At 41.6% G+C, this 20,738-nt stretch carries 12 protein-coding genes and 2 pseudogenes; 7 read left to right on the forward strand and 7 right to left on the reverse strand.

Annotated features, from left to right (window positions below; all coding sequences use genetic code 11):
• Positions 1–245: 245 nt before the first annotated feature.
• From F7734_RS10500 to F7734_RS65190, 3 genes and pseudogenes are all read left to right on the forward strand, one after another.
• Positions 246–2,111 (forward strand): ScyA-related TPP-binding enzyme, encoded by a 1,866-nt coding sequence (locus tag F7734_RS10500; RefSeq protein ID WP_155744617.1) that lies wholly within the window; start codon positions 246–248, stop codon positions 2,109–2,111.
• A gap of 35 nt (positions 2,112–2,146) precedes the next feature.
• On the forward strand, positions 2,147–3,268 hold the full coding sequence (locus F7734_RS10505; RefSeq protein ID WP_155744618.1) for a 3-oxoacyl-[acyl-carrier-protein] synthase III C-terminal domain-containing protein: 1,122 nt from the start codon (positions 2,147–2,149) through the stop codon (positions 3,266–3,268).
• An 80-nt stretch (positions 3,269–3,348) separates the two neighbouring features.
• Positions 3,349–3,453, forward strand: a pseudogene (locus tag F7734_RS65190) (DUF1016 N-terminal domain-containing protein); the annotation flags it as partial.
• 187 nt (positions 3,454–3,640) lie between these two features.
• Here F7734_RS65190 and F7734_RS10515 read toward each other — a convergent pair.
• Positions 3,641–7,321 carry an NB-ARC domain-containing protein gene (locus F7734_RS10515; RefSeq protein WP_155744619.1) on the reverse strand — a complete coding sequence of 1,227 codons (3,681 nt, stop codon included), beginning with the start codon at positions 7,319–7,321 and terminating at the stop codon, positions 3,641–3,643.
• A 534-nt stretch (positions 7,322–7,855) separates the two neighbouring features.
• Positions 7,856–8,059 carry a hypothetical protein gene (locus F7734_RS10520; RefSeq protein ID WP_155744620.1) on the reverse strand — a complete coding sequence of 68 codons (204 nt, stop codon included), beginning with the start codon at positions 8,057–8,059 and terminating at the stop codon, positions 7,856–7,858.
• Between the two features lie 347 nt (positions 8,060–8,406).
• On the opposite strand from F7734_RS10520, the gene F7734_RS10525 reads away from it, so the two are divergent.
• From F7734_RS10525 to F7734_RS10540, 4 genes are all read left to right on the forward strand, one after another.
• Positions 8,407–10,479, forward strand: a complete 2,073-nt coding sequence (locus F7734_RS10525; protein ID WP_155744621.1) for a caspase family protein — start codon at positions 8,407–8,409, stop codon at positions 10,477–10,479.
• A 242-nt stretch (positions 10,480–10,721) separates the two neighbouring features.
• Complete coding sequence (locus F7734_RS10530; RefSeq protein WP_155744622.1) at positions 10,722–14,297, forward strand: CHAT domain-containing protein; 3,576 nt, start codon at positions 10,722–10,724, stop codon at positions 14,295–14,297.
• Positions 14,298–14,872: 575 nt separating this feature from the next.
• Positions 14,873–15,724: a hypothetical protein gene (locus tag F7734_RS10535; RefSeq protein WP_155744623.1), complete on the forward strand. Its 852-nt coding sequence runs from the start codon at positions 14,873–14,875 to the stop codon at positions 15,722–15,724.
• A 219-nt stretch (positions 15,725–15,943) separates the two neighbouring features.
• Complete coding sequence (locus F7734_RS10540) at positions 15,944–17,392, forward strand: AAA family ATPase (RefSeq protein WP_243146795.1); 1,449 nt, start codon at positions 15,944–15,946, stop codon at positions 17,390–17,392.
• Positions 17,393–17,678: 286 nt separating this feature from the next.
• Here F7734_RS10540 and F7734_RS10550 read toward each other — a convergent pair whose 3' ends face one another.
• The 5 genes and pseudogenes from F7734_RS10550 to F7734_RS10570 form a co-directional block, all read right to left on the reverse strand.
• Positions 17,679–17,999, reverse strand: coding sequence for a hypothetical protein (locus F7734_RS10550; RefSeq protein ID WP_155744625.1), 321 nt, complete (start codon positions 17,997–17,999; stop codon positions 17,679–17,681).
• A gap of 70 nt (positions 18,000–18,069) precedes the next feature.
• A pseudogene (locus F7734_RS63300) lies at positions 18,070–18,489 on the reverse strand (hypothetical protein); the annotation flags it as partial.
• A gap of 131 nt (positions 18,490–18,620) precedes the next feature.
• Positions 18,621–18,983 (reverse strand): hypothetical protein, encoded by a 363-nt coding sequence (locus tag F7734_RS10560; protein ID WP_155744626.1) that lies wholly within the window; start codon positions 18,981–18,983, stop codon positions 18,621–18,623.
• A 4-nt stretch (positions 18,984–18,987) separates the two neighbouring features.
• On the reverse strand, positions 18,988–19,593 hold the full coding sequence (locus tag F7734_RS10565) for a VWA domain-containing protein (RefSeq protein ID WP_155744627.1): 606 nt from the start codon (positions 19,591–19,593) through the stop codon (positions 18,988–18,990).
• A 51-nt stretch (positions 19,594–19,644) separates the two neighbouring features.
• Positions 19,645–20,265, reverse strand: coding sequence for a VWA domain-containing protein (locus F7734_RS10570; protein WP_155744628.1), 621 nt, complete (start codon positions 20,263–20,265; stop codon positions 19,645–19,647).
• Positions 20,266–20,738: the final 473 nt, after the last annotated feature.

Here is a 20,738-nt window from a genome sequence, read left to right on the forward strand (position 1 = left end):
CCTTAATCCCCCCTTGGAAAGGGGGGAAACAAGAAAAATTCAGTTCCCTCCCCTTGGAAAGGGGAGGGTTAGGGTGGGGTAAAAAATATTTGATACATCAATCATGACTTTTAAAACATCCTCTAAGGAAAGTGCGATTGATTCGTTAATTACAAACACGACTGAACACAAGTTTTTGGTACATCTTTCTAATACCTAATGATTAGAGCGGGTACTACCAGCACACTTATTTACTTTTTTAAGTTATGAGCGCTAAATCTTTTCCTATCAACAAAAGTAAGGCGAAAAAGGAAAAACTTCATACCCGAAGGAAGTTCACACCAGATCGGAACAGTCCTCTGAGCTCTGAATCCAGTTCTGGCATTTTTGCTTCAACTCAGTCATCTTTAACCCCCTCGCCCGTTACGAATAACCAGTTAAATCCACAATCGGATTTTGTATCTGTCTCCGTAGCTTCTGCAATAGTCAAAATGCTGGAAAACATGGGAGTGCAATATGCATTTGGTGTATCGGGGGGGGCTATCGTACCACTGTGGCATGCTTTGCAACATAGCTCAATTCGGGTTTTTCACTTTCGTCATGAAGTAGGAGCAGCTTTTGCAGCTGCTGAGGCGTACTTTGTTAGCGATCGCCCCGTCGTAGTCTTTACCACCACTGGTCCGGGAATCACGAATGCGTTAACTGGGCTATTTGCTGCACGTTGGGAAGGAGCAAAGGTCATTTTTCTCTCTGCTTCCACCTCAACATCGCAGCGCGGTCGATGGTCTCTCCAAGAAACCAGCACTTATACGATGCCTAGCACGGGTATTTTTACAAAAGAACCATTATTTCATTACGCGGCTACTGTTGAATCCGGTGATGAACTCCCACAAATCTGTCAACGGCTAGCGAGAGGCTTAACCCAATTAGGTGGCTTTGTCGCTCATTTAAGTATCCCTACCAATATTCAAACGAGCTCAGTCAATACGTCCTTACCACAGGTCAGTTTGTCTTTTGCTTCTGCGATCGCCACTGAAGAAACCATTTCAAAATGTGCAGACTTGTTATTACAAGGAGCATTTGCCATTTGGGTTGGCTTTGGTGCTCGCTTTGCCGCAGCAGAAATTCGCCTACTGGCTGAGAGAACGAAAGCCATGGTGATGTGTTCGCCACGAGGCAAGGGTATTTTCCCTGAGAACCATCCTCAATTTGTGGGCGTTACAGGCTTTGCTGGGCATAAGTCGGTTTTAGAATATATGCGAGAGTACCGTCCTGTACGGACGCTAGTCTTGGGAACACGTCTTGGTGAATTTACCTCTTTTTGGAATCCTGCAATGATACCTTCCCAAGGTCTTGTGCATGTTGACATCGACCCACAGGTTCCTGGAAGTGCATATCCATTTGCCGAGACCTTTGCAATTCAGTCTGATGTAAGATTGTTTGTCAAGGAGTTGCTAAAGCACTTAAGCGAGGAGCAAAATCAGTCAAAGACCATATCGCGATCGCAACCTAAGCGTCATGTTATCAATCCACGCTCACACAGTCAGGTGCGACCGGAAGTACTGATGAATGCTATCCAACAGATTATTGTTGAGGGAAGCGATGCTGTGGTTATGGCTGAGGGAGGAAACTCATTTGCTTGGGCAATTCACCTACTGCGATTTACTCAACCAGGTCGTTTTCGAGTCAGTACAGGGTTTTCATCTATGGGTCATATGACCACAGGCGTTGTTGGTGCTGCGATCGCCCATCACGGTAAAGCCGTGACGATTGTTGGGGATGGTGCGATGCTGATGAACAATGAGGTCAGTACAGCTGTAAGTTACCAAATTCCTGCTGTTTGGATTGTACTGAATGACGGGCGTTACAATATGTGCGCTCAAGGCTTGAATATGCAGGGTTACGAGGGTATGGATACAGCGATCGCCCAGGCGGATTTTGTCAAAATTGCTTGTGGTCTGGGAGCTACAGGTATCCGCGTCACAAGAGAGTCTGAGATACAAGCAGCATTAGAGAAAGCAATGAACTCAACGAGTCCGGTTGTTGTTGACGTAATTATCGATCCAACTCAACTAGCACCCATTGGAGGTCGCATTCAAAGTTTGATTTCTCAAGGCGCTACAAATTTATAACAAATTTCCAACCAATTCCTGAAAGGAGATTTATCATGGTATACCAGCCAGTCGGTATTCGCTCGCTTGCATTGAGCATGCCAAGCATCAAGCGTACAAACGATTACTACAGACAAAAATACCCCGATATGATTGCTACTGCTGAGCAAAAAAGTTTAGCGAGGCTCTTTTCGCTTGCTAACTCAGCCCCCAGCAACGAATTTGACCAAGAAATGATGCCCTATCTCCAAGACCCTTTTCGTGGTACAATTGAACGCAGAGTACTCGGTTCAGACGAATCTTCGCTAACACTAGAGTATAAGGCTGCAAAAGATGCCATTGAAGCCGCTAAGCTTTCTCCCCACGAAATTGACCTCATGATTGTTGCTTCGCTAATTGCAGAGCAAATCGTACCAGGTAATGCTGCTGCACTTGCTGCTCAATTAGGTCTGACGGGCGCTGCGTGGAATCTGGATTCTATGTGCTCAAATGCCATTGTCGCACTCCAAACTGCCGGTGCATTAGTGCGAGCGGGAGAGTACCGTAATGTATTGGTGGTTCTCTCATGTACATATTCTCGCTTTATTGAAGAAACTGATACCCTCTCCTGGTTTACTGGCGATGGAGCAGGAGCTTTTGTAGTCAGTTCGCTTGAATCAAACCAGGGAATTCTTGGCACTAAAATTGTTCATACCGCCGAGACTTGTGGTGCTTTCTTCAGCGAACTTACAAAAGATGCTTGGGGTCAAGAGCGGATTTTCCTAAGGACAGGGAAGAACGCAAACAAAGTACTCAGTAACATGGCTGTACCTTCTATACGTACTTGCTGTGAAGGTGCTGTTGCTGCTGCGGGTGTGACCTTAGATCGAATCAACTTTTTTGCTTTCAACACACCCACAGCTTGGTATGCAAACCTTTGTGCGCGTGCATTAGGCATCGAGATGGAACGTACAATCAACCTTTATCCCCAGTATGGAAACATTGGTCCAGTACTTCCTCTTAGTAATCTATACCACGCTGCAAAATTGGGCAAAATAAAAGAAAACGACTTAGTTCTTATCTATACCATTGGCTCAGTATCCAATGCTGGTGCGACTGTCATGCGCTGGGGCGATGTCGCATTAGGTCCTTATCCTTGCCCTCCCCTCAAAGAATCTCAATCATCAAAGCTAGGATAAGATTCAACCGCTCCCAAAGCTTTTAGGGTTTCAACAGTTGCCTCTAAAATTTCACGTATCATAGGGGGAGTGAGAATCCCGTTGCTGCACAAATTCCTTGGTTCCATAACTGCGTCATTTTAGACAAAATTAAAAACAATCTTGAGCGTGAATGGTATGAACAAAAAACAATAGAAAATAGCTAGAATTACCAACTATTGAACAGTTGGAAGCTGAGTTGGAAGGAGTTTCTGTAGAAATTGAAGATAAGGAATAATATCGTGTCCGCTTAAAGACTGCTTCAAATTAATTCAAACCATTCTTAGGCTTATCCTCTCCTTATCTTCCTCTGCGTTCTCTGCGCCTCTGCGGTTTTTTATTTAACCCTCAAAATTATTGTGGTGAACCACTAGGATAAGATTCAACTGCTCCCAAAGCTTTCAGGGTTTCAACAGTTGCCTCATTTAGACCTGTAACACCAGTGATGTTCATACCCTCGTAAGGTCTTTTATCTCTGAGAGTTTGAACGCAATCACCCGTCAACACATCCCAAAGTTTAATACTGCCATCATGGCTACCACTAGCGATCGCATCACCTTTTGGGCTGAAAGTAACTGACCAAACCCAACCCGTGTGTCCCTGTAAAATTTTGAGACATTCACCCGTGCTCACATACCACAGCCTTACTGTATAATCATCACTGCTACTTGCTAATACCTGAGAATCAGGACTGAAGGCAACTGACCGAACCCAACCCGCGTGTCCTTGCAAAGTTTTCAAGCACTCACCTGTACGGATATCCCATAGTTTCAATGTCTTATCTTCACTGGCACTTGCCAGAATGAAACCATTAGGGCTAAATGCAATTGAATATATTCGATTGGTATGCCCTTGTAAAGTTTTAAGACATTGACCTGTGTGGATATCCCAGAGTTTCACTGTATGGTCATCACTACCACTTGCTAGAATGCGATCGTCTACACTGAAAGCGACAGTAAATATGCGGTTAGAATGCCCTTGCAGAATTTTGAAAGATTGACCCGTGCTGATATCCCATAATTTGACTGCTTGGTCTTCACCGCCACTAGCAAGAACCTGACTCGTAGGGCTAAAAGCAACTGATAGGACTCCACCAGTGTGACCTCGCAAAGTCTTAAAACATTGACCCGTGCTGATATTCCACAGCTTCACTGTTTGGTCATCACTACTACTGGCAAGGATGTTTCTATCTGGACTGAAAGTTATTGACCATACCTTATTACTATGCCCTTTTAAGGTTCTAAAACATTTTCCTGTACTGCTGTTCCATAACCTCACCTTGCCATCATTAGTACCGCTAGCGAGCTTAGTACCTTGAGGACTGAATCCTACTGAAAATACCCAATTGGCATAACCTTGTATGGTTTTGAGACAGTGACCGCTCTTTACCTCCCAAATTTTTATTTCTTGGTCGAAAGTGCCACTAGCAAGTATAGTACCTTGAGGACTAAAAGCGACTGACAATACCCGATTACTATGATCTGCCAATATCCGGAAGCATTGGTCAGTGCGACAATCCCAAAGCCTGACTGTTTGGTCATTACTGCTACTTGCTAATACCTGACCATCCGGACTAAAGGCAATTGACCAAAGCCCACTGCTATGTCCTGGTAAAGTTTTGAGGCATTCACCAGTACTTATATCCCACAACTTTACAGTATGGTCATCACTGGCGCTTGCTAGGATGTGACTGTTTTTCAGAGAGTAAGCAACTGACTGTACTCGCTTTGTGTGACCGTGTAGAGTTTTGAGGAGTTGAGCAGTACTTGTATCCCACAGCTTTATAGTGGAGTCATGACTACCACTTGCCAGAGTATAGCCATCCGGACTAAAGACGACAGAGAATACCCAGTTGGTGTGTCCTGTAAGATTTTTATAAACCTGACCAGTACTTACGTTCCACAACTTCACGGTGTGGTCTTCACTGCCGCTTGCTAGAATATGACCATCAGGACTGAATGCTACAGAGAATACTGTGCCGCTATGACCTTCTAAATTTCTCAGACAGTAACCGTTGCTGGTATCCCATAGCTTAATTGTTTGGTCTTCACTTCCACTCACAAGAGTCTTACCATCAGGACTGAAGCAGACCGACCAAACCCAACCTTTATGTCCTTTGCAAATGAGCAATTGTTGACCATCTGCAACTTGGTACAAGTGAATCTCACCATTTGTATCTCCTGCAGCCAAAAGTTTACCATTAGGACTAAAGGTGACTGATAAAATTGCTCCGAAACTTTCAACAAAAGCCAACTTAGCCAAATTGGCATGAGCAAAATTTACATTGTGCAATTCTACACATCGTAAATCTGCTTGCGAAATATTTAGGTAAGAGAAATCATAGCCGCTTAGATCGGTCTCCAGTTGCTTGAGTAGATTGAAAACATTTCCCCCCGTATACCCCGGTTCTAATGGAGATTCTTTTCGCAGTTTGGTTATAATTTGAGTCAGGTTTTTTGCCATGTCTTTTTTGCTTCTTAAATCCGTTAGTAGACCATCAATCACTGGTTGAAGGATGAGGCGAATTTGAGTTTGTCGTACATAATCTTTTGCAGTCGTCTTAATAAGAGCATGGCTTCTAAAAAGCTTGATATTTTGCGTTGCAATTTCTTGGCAAACTTGCTCTACCAATTGATTGGTCACATACTCCATTAACACGGGTTGTAGTGTGAAGAGTGAGAGAGGGTTTTTAATAAGTGTAGCTTTCTCGAGTAGCGATCGCTGTACTAAAGACTCTAGAGCATCCAGTAATTTTTGTAGTGGTATTCGCGATACGATATCTTCTCGTAATTCTGATAATGAAATTGGCTCGCGATTAATTGCCAACCAGTACATGATGTCCTTTTCTAAATCTGACAAGCGTGAAAACTGCTGGTCTAAAAGCTCGTGAATGCTACCAAAGACAGCTGTCTCTTGTCTGAGAAATTCAGAAACATCACCATTAAAAAGATCTAGTATCGTCGTTGCTACTATCTTTAAGGCTAAGACGTTACCTGCATAATGCTCGACTAATGTTGTCAATTCTGACTTTGAGCCACCGAGCCCCTTAACTTCCAAAATTTTTTGTCCTGCTACCGCCTCTACACCACCCAGTTGTAATGAACGAACAGAGAGAGCTTGTCCTTCAAGTGATGCTACCTCTTTGGGTTTTTCTCGAGATGTTAATATCAAGCAACTTTGATGAATTTCTTGACCCACCCGTTTGATGAGTAACCCATAATCCTCATAGCCTTCTCGATAGAATCCTGCGCGATCGCCACTTCGCAAAATGGTTTCAGTATTATCAAGTACTATAAGACAGCGGTGTTTGAGTAAATACTCAATCAGTTGTGAGATTCTACTGTTGACGCTTTTTGGTAAATCATTTTCTGAAACCTCCAAGTTGGAGAAAAATTGAATCAAGGTAGCAAGGATTTCAAAAAGTGGCGGGGAATTGTGGAGACTTCGCCAGATAACGTACTCAAACGATCCTTGAATTTGTTGCGCTAGCTTGGCTGCAATAGAAGTTTTTCCAATTCCCCCCATTCCCAATAGTGCTACCAATCGACAGCGATCGTTTATCAGCCATTGTTCTAGTATGTTGAGTTCTGCTGTGCGTCCGTAGAACATAGAGACATCGATCTGTTCTCCCCAGTCTGCGCCCCTGTGAAATACCTCCTGAGCAAGGGGAGCATCCCCCTTTAATCCCCCCTTACCAAGGGGGGAAAAAGGGGGGTTTGAATTTTGGATTGAATTCTCTGAGGTTTTTTCCCCTCCCTCTGCGCTCTTAGATTTGCGCCAGAACCGCTCTAGAGCCGAGCGAAAGTTGCTTTTGCTGACTTTTTCGCCCAGTGCTTGGGTAAGCAGTTTCCAAAGTTCAGGACCCACATGTTGCTTTACATACGCCACTGAGTATCTCGCTTCAGAAGCAATTTGCTCGTAGGTCAGATTCTCCCAAGAGCCTTTGAGGATAGCGATTTCTACTTGACTCAACCGTCTTCCTACGTTCACGAACGCGGCTTCATCAGCAACTTCCAACGCTTCCTCAAAGTTCATAGCGTATTTATTATGTAGGTGTTTATGCAAACTTTATCATAGAAGTAACTTTATCGGAACTTTACCGGAACTTTACTGTATCGATAATTAGTGGTGATCGCTCTACACTAGGTATGAGAAGTCAGTAAAACTACTGCTATATGAAGAATTTAAATGAAAAAATCAATAAAATTTGGTTTTCCTTGATAGTCAATTTTAACAAACCTGTATTTGTCAATCAAAAATTTTGCTTACAACTATAGGACTGAGGTATTATACAAACTGAGCATCATATGAATCCCTGAAATCTTGTTTCAAACTGCTGGCAACTATCTAAGAGATAGGTTGCTAACTACTTGTTTTCCTTCTGAAAAAATCAAACTTTAATGCTTAAAAACTTCACTGAATATTCGTTTTTTATGCCAATGTGTAAGTTATAGAAACTTGTATGAGTTTTAGAGAACGGAATTGGCAGAAATCAGGGTTATTCAACAGAGCTTAGTCAAATACTTTGGAGATATCAAAGCTCCAAAATTAGAACGACATAAAACAATATCAACTGACAAACATTTTAGCCATCTTGATTTTACGTACTGCCTGCAAAAAGCTCAGTAGGCGGGCAAAAGTCAGTATCCCTAATCCAAGCTTCACCCCTACCTTGATTTGCTTTCTCTCAGTGTCCAGTGATTTCTGCCCCTTGTTAAAGTTTGAATTTAAAATTGCTGAGATGCGTTTACCCTGATTTTTTCTATCTTTCAAAGTGCATAAGTTAATATTGCTTGCACCTATATATTTATAAGTGAAGAGAAAAATTTTTCCATAGTTGAATCAGCTCTATTCAACCCGTGGAAAGCACCTCTACACAATCCGTCCTTTGTCAAGACATTCGGTTCACAGGTAAAAACTTACCATTTTGGGCGCAGAGCAAAATCTACTAAATTAACGAAGGCATTTCTTATGTCCACTCGACCAACTGACCCTCTTTTTCCGTTTCAGTGGTATGTGTTCAACGATGGTATGCACAGCAATTGCCTTGTAACAATTAGCGTTTGAAAAACTGGTGAACAATAAAATTTCTTTCAGATTGAATTGCAAGAGGTCAAGTTATGGTAAGCAATAATGCAGCCAACAATCATAAATGGGCATTGCTAATAGGTATTAATAAATATCCCAAATTGCCTGAGCATAAGCAACTAAGGGGCTGTGAAAACGACGTAAAGTTAATCAACAAAGTTCTGCAAGAAAACTTTAGCTTTCCAGAAAACCAAATCACTCGATTGTTTGACGAGGAAGCAACTCGACAAAACATCCTGAAGGCTTTACAAGAATTGGTAGACCGAGTAAACCGCAATGATATTGTAGTTATTCATTACAGTGGACATGGTTCCCGGATGACCGATCGCGAGAGAGACAAACCAGATGGCATGGACGAAACTATCATGCCTTACGATAGTGGACGCGATCCCCATGAAAACCGCGATATCACTGACGATGAACTCTACAAATGGTTGTTACGTTTGAGCGAAAAGACTCCGTACATAACCCTCATTTTTGACTCCTGTCATTCAGGGGGAATTGTCCGCGATCCCTTCGGAGCTAGAGATCGCTGGGTTGAACCTGACACTCGTCCAATCGAGCAACTTCCGCTATCGCAAGTGTCTGCGACTCGCAGTAGTGGAGGAACGCGAGATATCGGTTCTAGCGGCTGGTTGCCGATGAGCGATCGCTATATTCTCATTGCTGGTTGTAGTGCTGAGGAGTCAGCTTGGGAATACTCGAAACGAGAAGGTAATAGTCAAATCGATCACGGCGCTTTGACGTACTTCTTATGCCGAGAATTACGCTCAGCTCAATCAGGCACAACTTACCGAGATATTTTTCAACCTGTCAGCATCCAAGTGACGGCAAATAAATCCGTTCAGCACCCACAAATCGAGGGAGCGCAGGATCGGGAGTTGTTCAACGTGCATGATATTGAACCTATACGCTTTGTATCCATTGTCGAGCGCAAACATAACAAAGTCATTTTACGCGCTGGCGCGGCTCATGGCATGACGGAGAAATCAGAATGGGCAATTTACCCTGAAGCAACCAAGCAAATTGACAAAGAAACTCTTAAACTGGGCAAAGTAAAAATTACTGCTGTTCGTGCTGTCACATCTGATGCTGAGATTCTGGAAGAGAATTCAGTCGGTGCGATCGCTGTAGGAACTCGGGCAATAGAAGAAGCTCATTTTTACGGGGAAATGCGCTTAAAGGTGAACATCCAAGTACCGACTGACTATGATGTGGCAAAAAAAGACTTGATTGAGCGAATTAAAGAGTCGAAATTACTACACTTTGCTCAGGAGGACGAAATTGCTGATGCAATGGTATACCTTATCGCACCCCGCTCCCAAGTAGGTGCTGATGCTCCTGTGCCTCAGTTGGGAGCCGTAAATCAACCAACTTGGGTTGTAGTTGGGAATGGTGGTCAGGTAGCCGCGCCGATTCGTCCTGTAGACGAGGCTGGCGCTACAGCTATGCTGCGAGAAAACTTAGAAAAAATTGTGCGATATAAGTCAGTATTAGCTTTAAAGAACCCCAACTCCCAAAGCTTACTCAAAAACAAAGTGAAACTGACTCTCAAGCGACAAGCTTTTGATGGCAGCTATGTAGAAGCTCAACTAAAGAATGATAGTGGACAAATTGTGTTTGAAGATGGCGATCGCTTAATTATGGAGATCGAAAATCTTCACAATAAGCCTATATACATTTATATCCTCGACTTAGGATTAGCTTCTGGTGTGGAGCAGATATACCCTGTTATGGGTGCTAGTCAAGAATTCCATACTGGTAAACACAGCATTGGTCTACGCCAAGGCGAAGAGATAAAACTGTATGTGCCAGAAACATTCCCCTATGTGCCATTTCCTCACAATGGTTCCCCAGCGGGAGGAGTTGAAACTTTCAAACTCTTTGCCACAACTTACCCAACTGATTTCAGTTGGTTGCTACAAGAAGGCGTGCGAATGGTACTTGGGGAGCAACAACCGAATCAGAACAAGCCCTTAGAACAGTTACTGAGTATGGCGCTAACAGGTAATGGGAATCGGGAAGTACGGCGGAACAATATCCCAGCAGATGAAGAATGGACTACGGTAGAAATTTCTTTCTTGCTGCGGCGCAAAATTCGCTAGGTGAAGCTTGAGGTTTTTTCTACTCTTACTGAGTTGCATTCAAAGATCTTACTTTTGAGATTGAGTGTAGAGTGTGGTGAGGTCTCATACCCTACACTTAGCCCTCTGGAACGATCTGTTGTAACGCAATTTCTTCTCAGCTACGAAACAGTGTTGTCGGCGGGCAAAGATTTTGAGATAAGAAATCACTAAGGATTTTCAAGAATTGATAATTACTAACCTTTGCAATTGAGGGTATCAAAATGCATGCAGATGACGCAGATCGTTTAAATGTATATCTCCAGTTTTTACTAGAGGTATTGCAAGCAATAGCAGATAGGGGAGGCAACGAGCAGGTTGTGTACCCTTTGTTGGAAGCAAATATAGATAAGCTTAATTTAAATTTAGCAGAAGTGTTACGACATTGGGCAACAAACGAACTTACGAGAGTTGCGCCAGATGAAGCACAAGATATTGCCGGAAATATCCTAATCTTTAGCGCTCTTATTCAGCAATTTCCCTTGGGTAACAGAGCCAATAATATAGAAATTGCTATTGCTGGCTATGAAATGGCACTCATTGTTTTTACCCGCGATGAGATCCCTGAAGACTGGGCAATGACGCAAAGTAATATGGGGACTGCCTACCGTGACAGAATCATTGGCAATCGAGCAGAGAATATTGAAAAAGCGATCGCTATCCACACTGCCGTTTTGGAAGTTAGAACCCGTGGCTCTGAAGAATGGGCAGGAACACAAATGAATTTGGGTGCTGCCTATTTGGGCAGAATAGTTGGTAATACGGCAGACAACCTTGAAAAAGCCATTGATGCTTTCACCGCTGCGTTGGAAGTTTTTACTCGTGACAAGTTCCCTCAGCAAAGGGTGATGATACAAAATAATTTGGGTGTTGCCTACCGTAACAGAATTATTGGGGATCGAGCGGATAATATTGAAAAAGCGATCGCTACCGGCACTGATGCTTTGGAAGTTTGTACCTCTCATCAGGTGCATCAACAATGGGCAGCAATGGCACAAATTACTTTGGGAAATGCCTACTCTGAGAGAATACGTGGCAACAGAGCGGATAATCTTGAAGAAGCTATCCAAGCATACACTGCTGCATTGGAATTTTATACTCGCGATACATTCCCTCAACCATGGGCAATGATACAAAATAATCTGGGGAATGTCTATCTTTTTAGAATACTTGGCGATCGAGCAGACGATGTTGAAAAAGCGATCACTGCTTGTAATGCCGCGTTGGAAGTTAGAAGCCGTGACGCCTTCCCCCTAGATTGGGCTGAAACACAAAATAATTTAGGGAATGCCTACCTTGAGAGAATATTCGGCGAGAAAGCACAGAATATCGAAAGAGCGATCGCTGTCTATACCGATGCATTGAACGTTTACACCCGCAACTCCTTTCCTCAACGATGGGCGTTAATACAGAATAATCTGGGTGTTATCTACCGTAACAGAATAGTCGGTGATAAAGGAGACAATCTTGAAAGAGCGATTGCTGCTTGCAACGCCGCATTGGAAGTTTATACCTGCGACGCCTTCCCCCAACCATGGGCAGCAACACAAAATACTCTGGCAAGTGCTTACTATGAGAGAATACTTGGGGATCGAGCAGACAATCTTGAAAGAGCGATCGCTGCTTGCAACGAGGTACTGAAAGTTTACACCTCTGAATCCTTCCCCGAATATTGGGCAACTACGCAAGATAATTTGGGAAATGCTTACCGTAAAAGAATACTTGGCGATGAAGCTGAGAATATTGAACTTGCGATCGAGGCTTTCACTGCTGCGTTGAAAGTTAGAACCCGCGAAGACTTGCCTCAATATTGGGCAATGACGCAAATTAATCTGGGGACTGCCTACCGTGACAGAAAATTTGGTGATGAAGCTGAGAATATTCAACTTGCGATCAATGCTTTCACTGATGTATTAGAAGTATTAACCCCCAATTCCTCCCCTTATTCTTGGGCTGCAGCGCAAAATAATCTGGGAGGTGCTTGTTGGAGGATGAGAGAACATCGCAACACAGGTGAGAATATCGTAAGAGCATTCCAAGCATACAGCGCCGCTTTGGAAGTTTACACCCGCGATGCTTTCCCCATAAATTATGTGGAAACTAAATATAATCTAGGCACTCTTTACCAAGATGGACAGCGGTTCACTGATGCTTACGCCACCTTTCGAGATGCCATTGAAACAGTAGAATTGCTGCGAGAGGAAATTATTTCTGGGTCGGAGACAAAACGCCGACAAGCAGAACAATGGCAACTGCTTTATCTCCACATGGTAGAAATTTGCCTAGCACAGGGCAACATTACTAAAGCAATAGAATATGCTGAACGGAGCAAAACCCGCAACTTAGTTGAACTTATCCTCAACCGTGACTCTGAAACTATTTTTCCTACAGATGTCGTTCAGCAACTAAAACAACTGCGAAATGAAATTGCCATAGGACAAGATAAAATTCAAAATGGCACAGCAATAAATCCCAGAGCTTTAGCCCAACATCTTCAGGAATTGCGACAGCAGCGCAATGAATTGCAAGACAAATATTTGCTAATTGGTTCTAGCTTTAATTTAAAGCAGTTTCAAGCCAATTTGAATGAACAGACTGCGATTATCCAGTGGTATATTACCACCACGGGCTGTGAGACTTTTATTATAACTCGTAGCCATCTCCAAAGACTAAATACATCCAAGCAGGATAGCCTGAGAAATGATTTGCTGGACTATTTTCAAAAGTATTTTACTGACTACTATCAAAACAGAACTGCGTGGAGCAATAGTTTCAACTCTCACTTCACTCATTTAGCTACAATATTACAAATAGAAGATATCCTCGATAAGATACCAAAATCTTGCTCGTGTCTTATCCTCATTCCTCATGTATTCCTACACCTATTTCCTCTACACGCACTCCCGTTACCTAATGGACAATTCTTGTTTGAACAATTCTCAAATGGTGTAAGTTATGCTCCAAGTTGCCAACTTTTACAACAGATACAAGAACGAGAACGCCCAAATTTCCAATCTATTTTTGCAATTCAAAACCCAACAGAAGACCTTGGATATACCAACGTGGAAGTAGAAAATATTTTGCCTCTGTTCTCTTCTCACCAAGTGTTGTCCAAAAGCCAAGCTACCAAAGCATCTATCGCTCAAGCTCTACCAAACCTACAACAGGTGAATTATCTTCACTTCTCTTGTCACGGTTATTTTAACCTTGACTCTCCTGAAAGTTCTTTCCTGCTGCTAGCAGATGCATATGTCTCTTCTTCTCCTGCTGATGCTGACCCCGAAAAATATCTCAAAACCCCGGATGGAAGAATCATAGATTTAAGCAAATGCTTGACTTTAGGTAATCTTTTTGAGCGAGATTTTAACCTTAATCAATGCCGTCTTGTCATTCTTTCTGCTTGCGAAACAGGTATGACAGACATTCTTAGTGTGAGCGATGAATATATTGGTTTACCTAGTGGCTTTCTCTATGCTGGAAGTTCCTGTGTAGTCAGTAGTCTGTGGACAGTCAACGATAAATCTACAGCATATTTGATGATAAAATTCTTGCAGAATCTCCAAGAAGCTTTTACTCTCGGTCAAGATGTTTCCATAGCAGTAGCACTAAACCAAGCGCAAAAGTGGCTGCGGGATATAACGTGGGAAGATTTAGAAAAATGGCAAAGTTCTTTACAGCCTCTAGATATCACCAAAGATCGTGAGGTTAGAGTAAACAGACCGCAATCAGAAAATTTAACGAGCAATAAACCATTTGAATCTCCTTATTATTGGGCTGCATTTACTGCTATTGGCAAGTAAATTGTAATACTTTTTTCACCTCGCCCATTTTCGCCACTGCAATTCATTACGAATAGCTGATCCCTGATGTGAAGATTAGGTGAACATTATATGAACTTTTAAGACCTTATCTGTATCGACAAGCATGAATTGCTCTCATAAACTATGTTTAGATTTGCCATGCTTAAGGAGGCAATGCAAGAATTCTGTTGTATCAGACCATGAACAGTATTAACAGAGATCGTAAAGGCTCTGACAGTCCGATCGCATAATAATTGTCAGGTTGATAGAGTTAATTGTGGCAATGGATTTTACCTATAGGCTGATCAGAATGGAGGAGCGCAAATTGTTACAAGCCTTCCTGAGAATGTAAAAATTTTTATTACTGATATAAACCCAAATGGTTGGGCAAAAATTAAATATCTGAGATTTAATGAAAACAAGGTTGAGTTTTGAGTTTATACCATATTTTTAAATTGCGAGATTAATCTAAATAAAGTGAAATAATTATGTCATATCCTTTATTGCAATTTTGATTTTTCTACGTACTTTCGTTCATTGCTTAGCGAACTTCTGCTATTACTTGGATAGATTTTATGAACACTAACCTAATTGGCTCTAATTTTGAAAAACTGTTGTCGCCAGTAATTGAAGAGGCTCTCAGCCAACCCGATATCACACCTCCTTCAGTCTTTCTGGCAAATTTGGTCATAGTGTTGGTTTATGTCACAAAAGTTAATCCTTCAATAGACAATATCAAGAAAGAACAGTTAATCTCAACTCTCACTCAACTTAGTACTTTAGAAAATAAGTCAGATAAAATAGCACGGTTACTTTTAGAAAAAATAAGCAATAATCCTGTTAAAGCCGCAGAGTTTACCAAAGCTCGAGTATCAAGCTTAACAGCGCCGTATTCTGGTTCAGAAAAACTACTGTTGATAAGTCTTTGCTACAAAATATTGGCAGCAATGGGAATAATGGATGACCGTAAGAAGCAGGAATTGAGGAAACTTGCTGATTGGATGGGAATTGAGCAATACATAGCAGTTTTGGAAACTGGGTTCGACGAGCGCGGAACTATAACACCAACAGCACGGGCTGAGATCCAATCTTTCCTGAAAGAAGATCAACTCGATAATTTGGGAAATTCATTTGTCAGGGTGGCTTTTGATATGCTGGAGGGTAACTCCACAAAATTGAAACATCAAGAGATCCCCGGATACCTCGAACAATCTCCAGACACAGCAAAAATTCCTCCACAACCTAAATCGATCCCTATCTCAACAGAGATTTCCACACCTAACGAACCAACTCCAAAGAGAGAAAAAATTCCCACAAATGCCACCAAACCTAGTGACATTTTTCCTTGGGAACCCAAAACAAAAACCCTCTCAAAACAAACAAGCTCGATTTCGGTAGAAGACGCTACAGGCAAAGCTGATTTTTAGTAACTAACTATGGAACAACTACCTTACGATAAATGTAAAAGTGACCTTCAGGATTTATTACGCTCACAATACCCTCTCATTTTTTTACGTTCCCCAGAAGAGAGCCGAGCCATGAGGTGTGTGATCGAAGCCCACCAATCCCTTATTTCTGACTCAAAGGAGATTAGAGATGGTAAACTTGTTAGATGGAGCGGTTTAAAACACTTTGAGCACCTTTCAATGGACTCAAAGGACAAAAGTAAATACTTCTGGGAAAAGTTAGATTCTCCCTCTGATTCAAAAGCCCCTATTCAGAAAGCCCTGAATTTCTTAGACGAGCAGTTGCAAAGCAAAGATGATTCCCAAGCTGACAGGCAACATACTTACCTTTTACCAGAATGGTCAACGTTTATAAAACCTGATACTGATAAAGAAGCTCGCCAGCTTAAGGAATTAGTTATTGCCTTAGATCAAAAAAGACCCAGACCAAGAATGAGTTTAATTGTTGTGGGTGCATATTGGTCGATTCCAGTGATCCTTCGTAACAGCGTTCATATTTTAGATTTAGCTTTACCAAATGCTGAAGAACTCTATGAAAGTGTATTCCAAGTAGCTGCTGACAAAAAATTGATTAGTCATGATATTGCCAAAAGTCTCTCAAAACAAGCTCAAGGAATGCCATTCCAAGCAGCAGAGCAAGTAGGAAGGCTAATCAAAACACGTGATTTATGGTTAAACCCTCAAGAAGCAGGTCGGCTACTTGTAGAAGTCAAAAAACAAGAAATTAGGAAAACTGGAGTTTTGGAATATGATGCTCCTCAAGGGCAGGGGTTTCAGAATGTTGGGGGCTTAGAAGAAATTAAAAAATGGGTTAAAGAACGCAAAAAATGGTTTGAGCAAGATACTCTTCAACCTAAGCTCCGTCCGCGTGCTATCCTCTTGGAAGGTTATCCTGGGTGCGGGAAGACATTTATTGCTAAGGCGATCGCACAGGAATGGGGAGTCCCACAAATTAACTTTGAAATTTCGCGTTTGCAAGCCAAGTACGTAGGTGAATCAGAAAGTAATACATATCAGGCATTGAGAGCAATTGAAGCGTCAGCGCCTAACCTCCTATTTATAGATGAAATTGAAAAAGCTTTTTCTGGAGTTGGGGGCGACAGTTCGGGAGTTTCGACGCGGCAGTTTGGTATGTTCTTATCTTGGTTGAATGACCACAACTATCCTATCTTTGTGATAGCCACTTCTAACGATCGAAGCAAGCTTCCTCCTGAACTATTTAGAGCAGGCCGCTTCGATGAAATTTTTATCGTTATGCCACCAAACACCAAGGAACGTAGGGAGATCATCCAGACGAAAGCTAAGTATTATGAACTCCTCTCACCTATTGATGAAAGTACTCTCAATGACCTAGCAAACAAAACTAGGGGATTTTCGGGAGCCGAGTTGGATAAACTTGTGAAAGAAACAGTTTATTGGTCAGATGGTTTATCACCAACTCACAATGACTGGATAGAGGTTGTAAAAACAATCCAACCCCAGTATCTTACACCCAAAATGCAAACTCTATTGAATAATTATTTGAAACTGATAGATAGCAAGGGTGGAAGATCTGCTTCATCTGTTGATGATGAAGATCCAGATTTTCCAAAAAACCTCATAATGCAAGAATATAATTATCCAAGTTAATTGGTGACCAACGTACATAGCTGCTAAGCTATGTACGCTCTCAAGAGATCTTCCACACCTGTTGTAGTTAGCCTATCACTCCCACTCCTGCGAGGAATCCTGTGAGAAATCCTGTGAGGATAAATATCCCTCCCAATCCTGTGAGGAATCCTGTGAGGAATCCTGTGAGGATAGATATTTTACACTCCACCATGTTAATACAACTACGGCACCAACTAAAAATTCCATCTTGTCTCCCTAGAATAATATTATTGTTTTCTACTAAATTGACTCAAAAATCTTACTGCTACAAGGACTGCGGTTGTTCTATTTGCTTAGTAGTTTCACGCTCATCGGATTCCTCCTCTTCTAAAGCGTAACTTTCAATGTTCTTACTAGCTTCCTCTTGTGAAACTCTTTTTTCTAGAGCTATTTCGGCAGCTTGCGCTATTTTTTCTCCAAAAGGTTTTTCATTCTTTATATACTCAAGCATCTTTGTAAAGATTTCATTTTTAGATAAATGACTGTGCCGATCAAAAACAGGTCTGAGAGTTTCCAGAAAAGATTCAAGAGCCAATTGTGGATTGACTTTTTTAACTATTTCCCAAGCTTTATCTACGATATTCATAGATTTTTTACCTCAATTTGACAACTGTATTAATCAGGGATAAAGAAAACTGCAACTTAACCTTAGTGTCTCACATCTCGTCTTTTTCCAAGCTGTAAATAAAACTCTTTGAATCAAGAATTGCGTTGAGCAGTACTTCTGATATGCTCATTTTTTCCATGTCCTCCATCGAAACTGTCTCGCATATATCAAACTTTGCTCCAGCTCTTTGTAGTTCATCATCTAGGTGTTTGAGAAATTGAGCCACTTGCGGATCTGTGCCTACTTAGATAAAAGAAATTGCTCGCTCTTCATCCCTTTCCATTTGCCCAGAAGCCTCAATAATCATTTTCTTCAGTGCTTCAGGATTGTCTAGTTCACCATTTGTTACCACCAAAATGGTTTCACCATTGGGTTTAGTCTGACCAACAGCTTTGCGCTCAAAACAGCTATTTGTTGCATCTTTGAGTAAACTTGCCATATGAGTCCTACCGGAGGGATCATTCCTAATTTCTCGTGTTCCGTCTATACACATTTATAGCCCATCGCACTGTTACAGATAAAGCGCGAGCTATCGCGTAATACATATTTTTTGCCCTCTCTATAAGAATACTACGATTAATCTGCCTAATTTTACATTTTTTAAGTATTTTGCATTAATATCTCCTCTTGGTTGCGTTCTGGCTGCTCTTCTTCCTCTGTTTCCAAATTGTTGTAACTACTTTCAACCTCCTTGCTTGCTTCTTCCATTGAAACTGGATTATTTAAGGCATAGGCAGCGGCTTGCGCTAATATTTCTCCAAAGAGTTTCTCATTCTTGATAGCTTCAAGCATCTTTGTCATAAGCTCGTCGTCAGACAAATCCTTGTTCTCCTCAAAAATAGGTTTGAGCTTTTCTAAAAAAGATTCAATTATTAAATCAGGGGATACGTTTTTCAGCATTTCCCATGCTTTGTCCACTATATTCATAGATATTTGTCTCCAAGTAACAGCTTCAGTAAACACCTTTTTAGTCAAGAATCGCGTTCAGCAGCACTTCTGATAGGCTCATTTCTTCCATATCCTCCATCGTAACTGTATCGCATATATCAAACTTTGCTCCATTGCTTTGTAGTTTGTCATCTAGGTGTTTGAGAAATTGAGTTGCTTGCGGATCTGTGCCAACTTGGATAAAAGAAATTGCTAGCTCTTCATCCCGTTCCATTCGCCCAGAAGCCGCAATAATCACTTTCTCCAGTGCGTCGGGATCGTCTGGTTCACCATCTGTTACTACCAAAATGGTTTCACCTGCGGGTTTAGTCTGACCAGTAGCTTTGCGCTCAAAATAGCTATTTGTTGCATCTTTGAGTACACTTGCCATATCAGTGCTACCGGAGGGATCATTTTCTTGAAAAATTTGTTTTACCTTACTTGATGTCACATTGTCGTAACGTTTATATCTGCTTGAAAACAGATAAACTGTGATCCCATCTGGGTCAAATTGTTCGCATTTACTTGCTAAAGCAAAAGTTGACTCTTGTGCTGTCAACCATCTACTTCTACCACCCGGTTGGTCTGGAGTAGACATACTACCACTTTTATCAATAATGATGGTGTAGTCACGGTTTTCTAACATATCTCACATCTCCTGTTTCATAGGTGCTGATTATGTTATCGCTGTACATCTTTAATCATGGATTGCGTTTAACAGGACGTCTGTAAGGCTCATATCTTCCAAATCATCTAGGGTAACTGTGTCACAAATGTCAAATTTCGCGCCCTCTTCTTGCAGTTGATTGTCCAATATCTTAAGGAATTTGGTTGCCTGGGGATCTGAGCCAACTTGAATCATTGAAATTGCCAGTTCTTCATCCCGTTCTATTTGACGTGATGCCTTGACAAGCGTCTCCATCACAGCTTTACAATCGTCTGGCTCTCCATCTGTCATCACTAAAATAGTTTCACCTTCAAGCTGGCTGTGTCCAGTAGCCTTACGCTGAAAGTAGTTATTTATCGCATCCTCAAGTACAGATGCAAGGTTAGTTCTGCCGGTCGGCTCGTTTTCTTGGAAAATTTGTGTAACTTTACTCGAGGTTACTTTGTCATACCTTTGAAAGCGTCCTGAAAAAACATAAACAGTAATACCGTCTGGATCTAACTGTTCGCACTTTCTTGCTAGAGCTAAGGTAGACTCTTGAACTATGTCCCATCTACTTCTTCCACCCGATTGGTCTGGGGTAGACATACTACCACTTTTGTCAATGATTAAAGTGTAGTCGCGATTTCTTTTATTTTCTAGCGAAGTCATAACATTAGTTAATCATCAAAACTTTCAGAACTAGAATTATGCATGAGCAAAGGCATCTGGAATTAAAAGGCAACAGGCAACAGGGAACAGACTGTAACATATGGGGATTTAAACCCCAACCTACACGGCGAACTTATAGAAGAGGGGGTTTTAGACCCCTCTAAAACAGGGAACTGGAACGATCTCACATGAATGCTTTTACGAAGTAAAAGCATCCCTGTTCCCCGTTCCCCGTTCCCTTCTTCGATAAATTTTTCATCAGAAAATCCTAAATGAATTTATTAAATTATCTAATTACTCAAGCAGTAACGAGAAAAATCAAGAAACATTTCTTGAAGAATTCCAGCCAGTATTTGTTACAGGTTAGGGGAAATAAATTCTCATAATCTTCATCTAGATAAGGGTTCGGGTATTTGTGACAGATAGGCAGTTTTGACAAAGTGTAGAATAGCTTATTGAAGCCTGAGTTGATC

The sequence above is a fragment of the Scytonema sp. UIC 10036 genome (genome assembly GCF_009725235.1).

Coding starts and splice junctions, on each gene's coding strand:
- F7734_RS10500 (WP_155744617.1), top strand. CDS start 246: ATGAGCGCTAAATCTTTTCCTATCAACAAAAGTAAGGCGAAAAAGGAA.
- F7734_RS10505 (WP_155744618.1), top strand. CDS start 2,147: ATGGTATACCAGCCAGTCGGTATTCGCTCGCTTGCATTGAGCATGCCA.
- F7734_RS10515 (WP_155744619.1), bottom strand. CDS start 7,321: ATGAACTTTGAGGAAGCGTTGGAAGTTGCTGATGAAGCCGCGTTCGTG.
- F7734_RS10525 (WP_155744621.1), top strand. CDS start 8,407: ATGGTAAGCAATAATGCAGCCAACAATCATAAATGGGCATTGCTAATA.
- F7734_RS10530 (WP_155744622.1), top strand. CDS start 10,722: ATGCATGCAGATGACGCAGATCGTTTAAATGTATATCTCCAGTTTTTA.
- F7734_RS10535 (WP_155744623.1), top strand. CDS start 14,873: ATGAACACTAACCTAATTGGCTCTAATTTTGAAAAACTGTTGTCGCCA.
- F7734_RS10540 (WP_243146795.1), top strand. CDS start 15,944: ATGGACTCAAAGGACAAAAGTAAATACTTCTGGGAAAAGTTAGATTCT.
- F7734_RS10550 (WP_155744625.1), bottom strand. CDS start 17,999: ATGAATATCGTAGATAAAGCTTGGGAAATAGTTAAAAAAGTCAATCCA.
- F7734_RS10565 (WP_155744627.1), bottom strand. CDS start 19,593: ATGTTAGAAAACCGTGACTACACCATCATTATTGATAAAAGTGGTAGT.
- F7734_RS10570 (WP_155744628.1), bottom strand. CDS start 20,265: ATGACTTCGCTAGAAAATAAAAGAAATCGCGACTACACTTTAATCATT.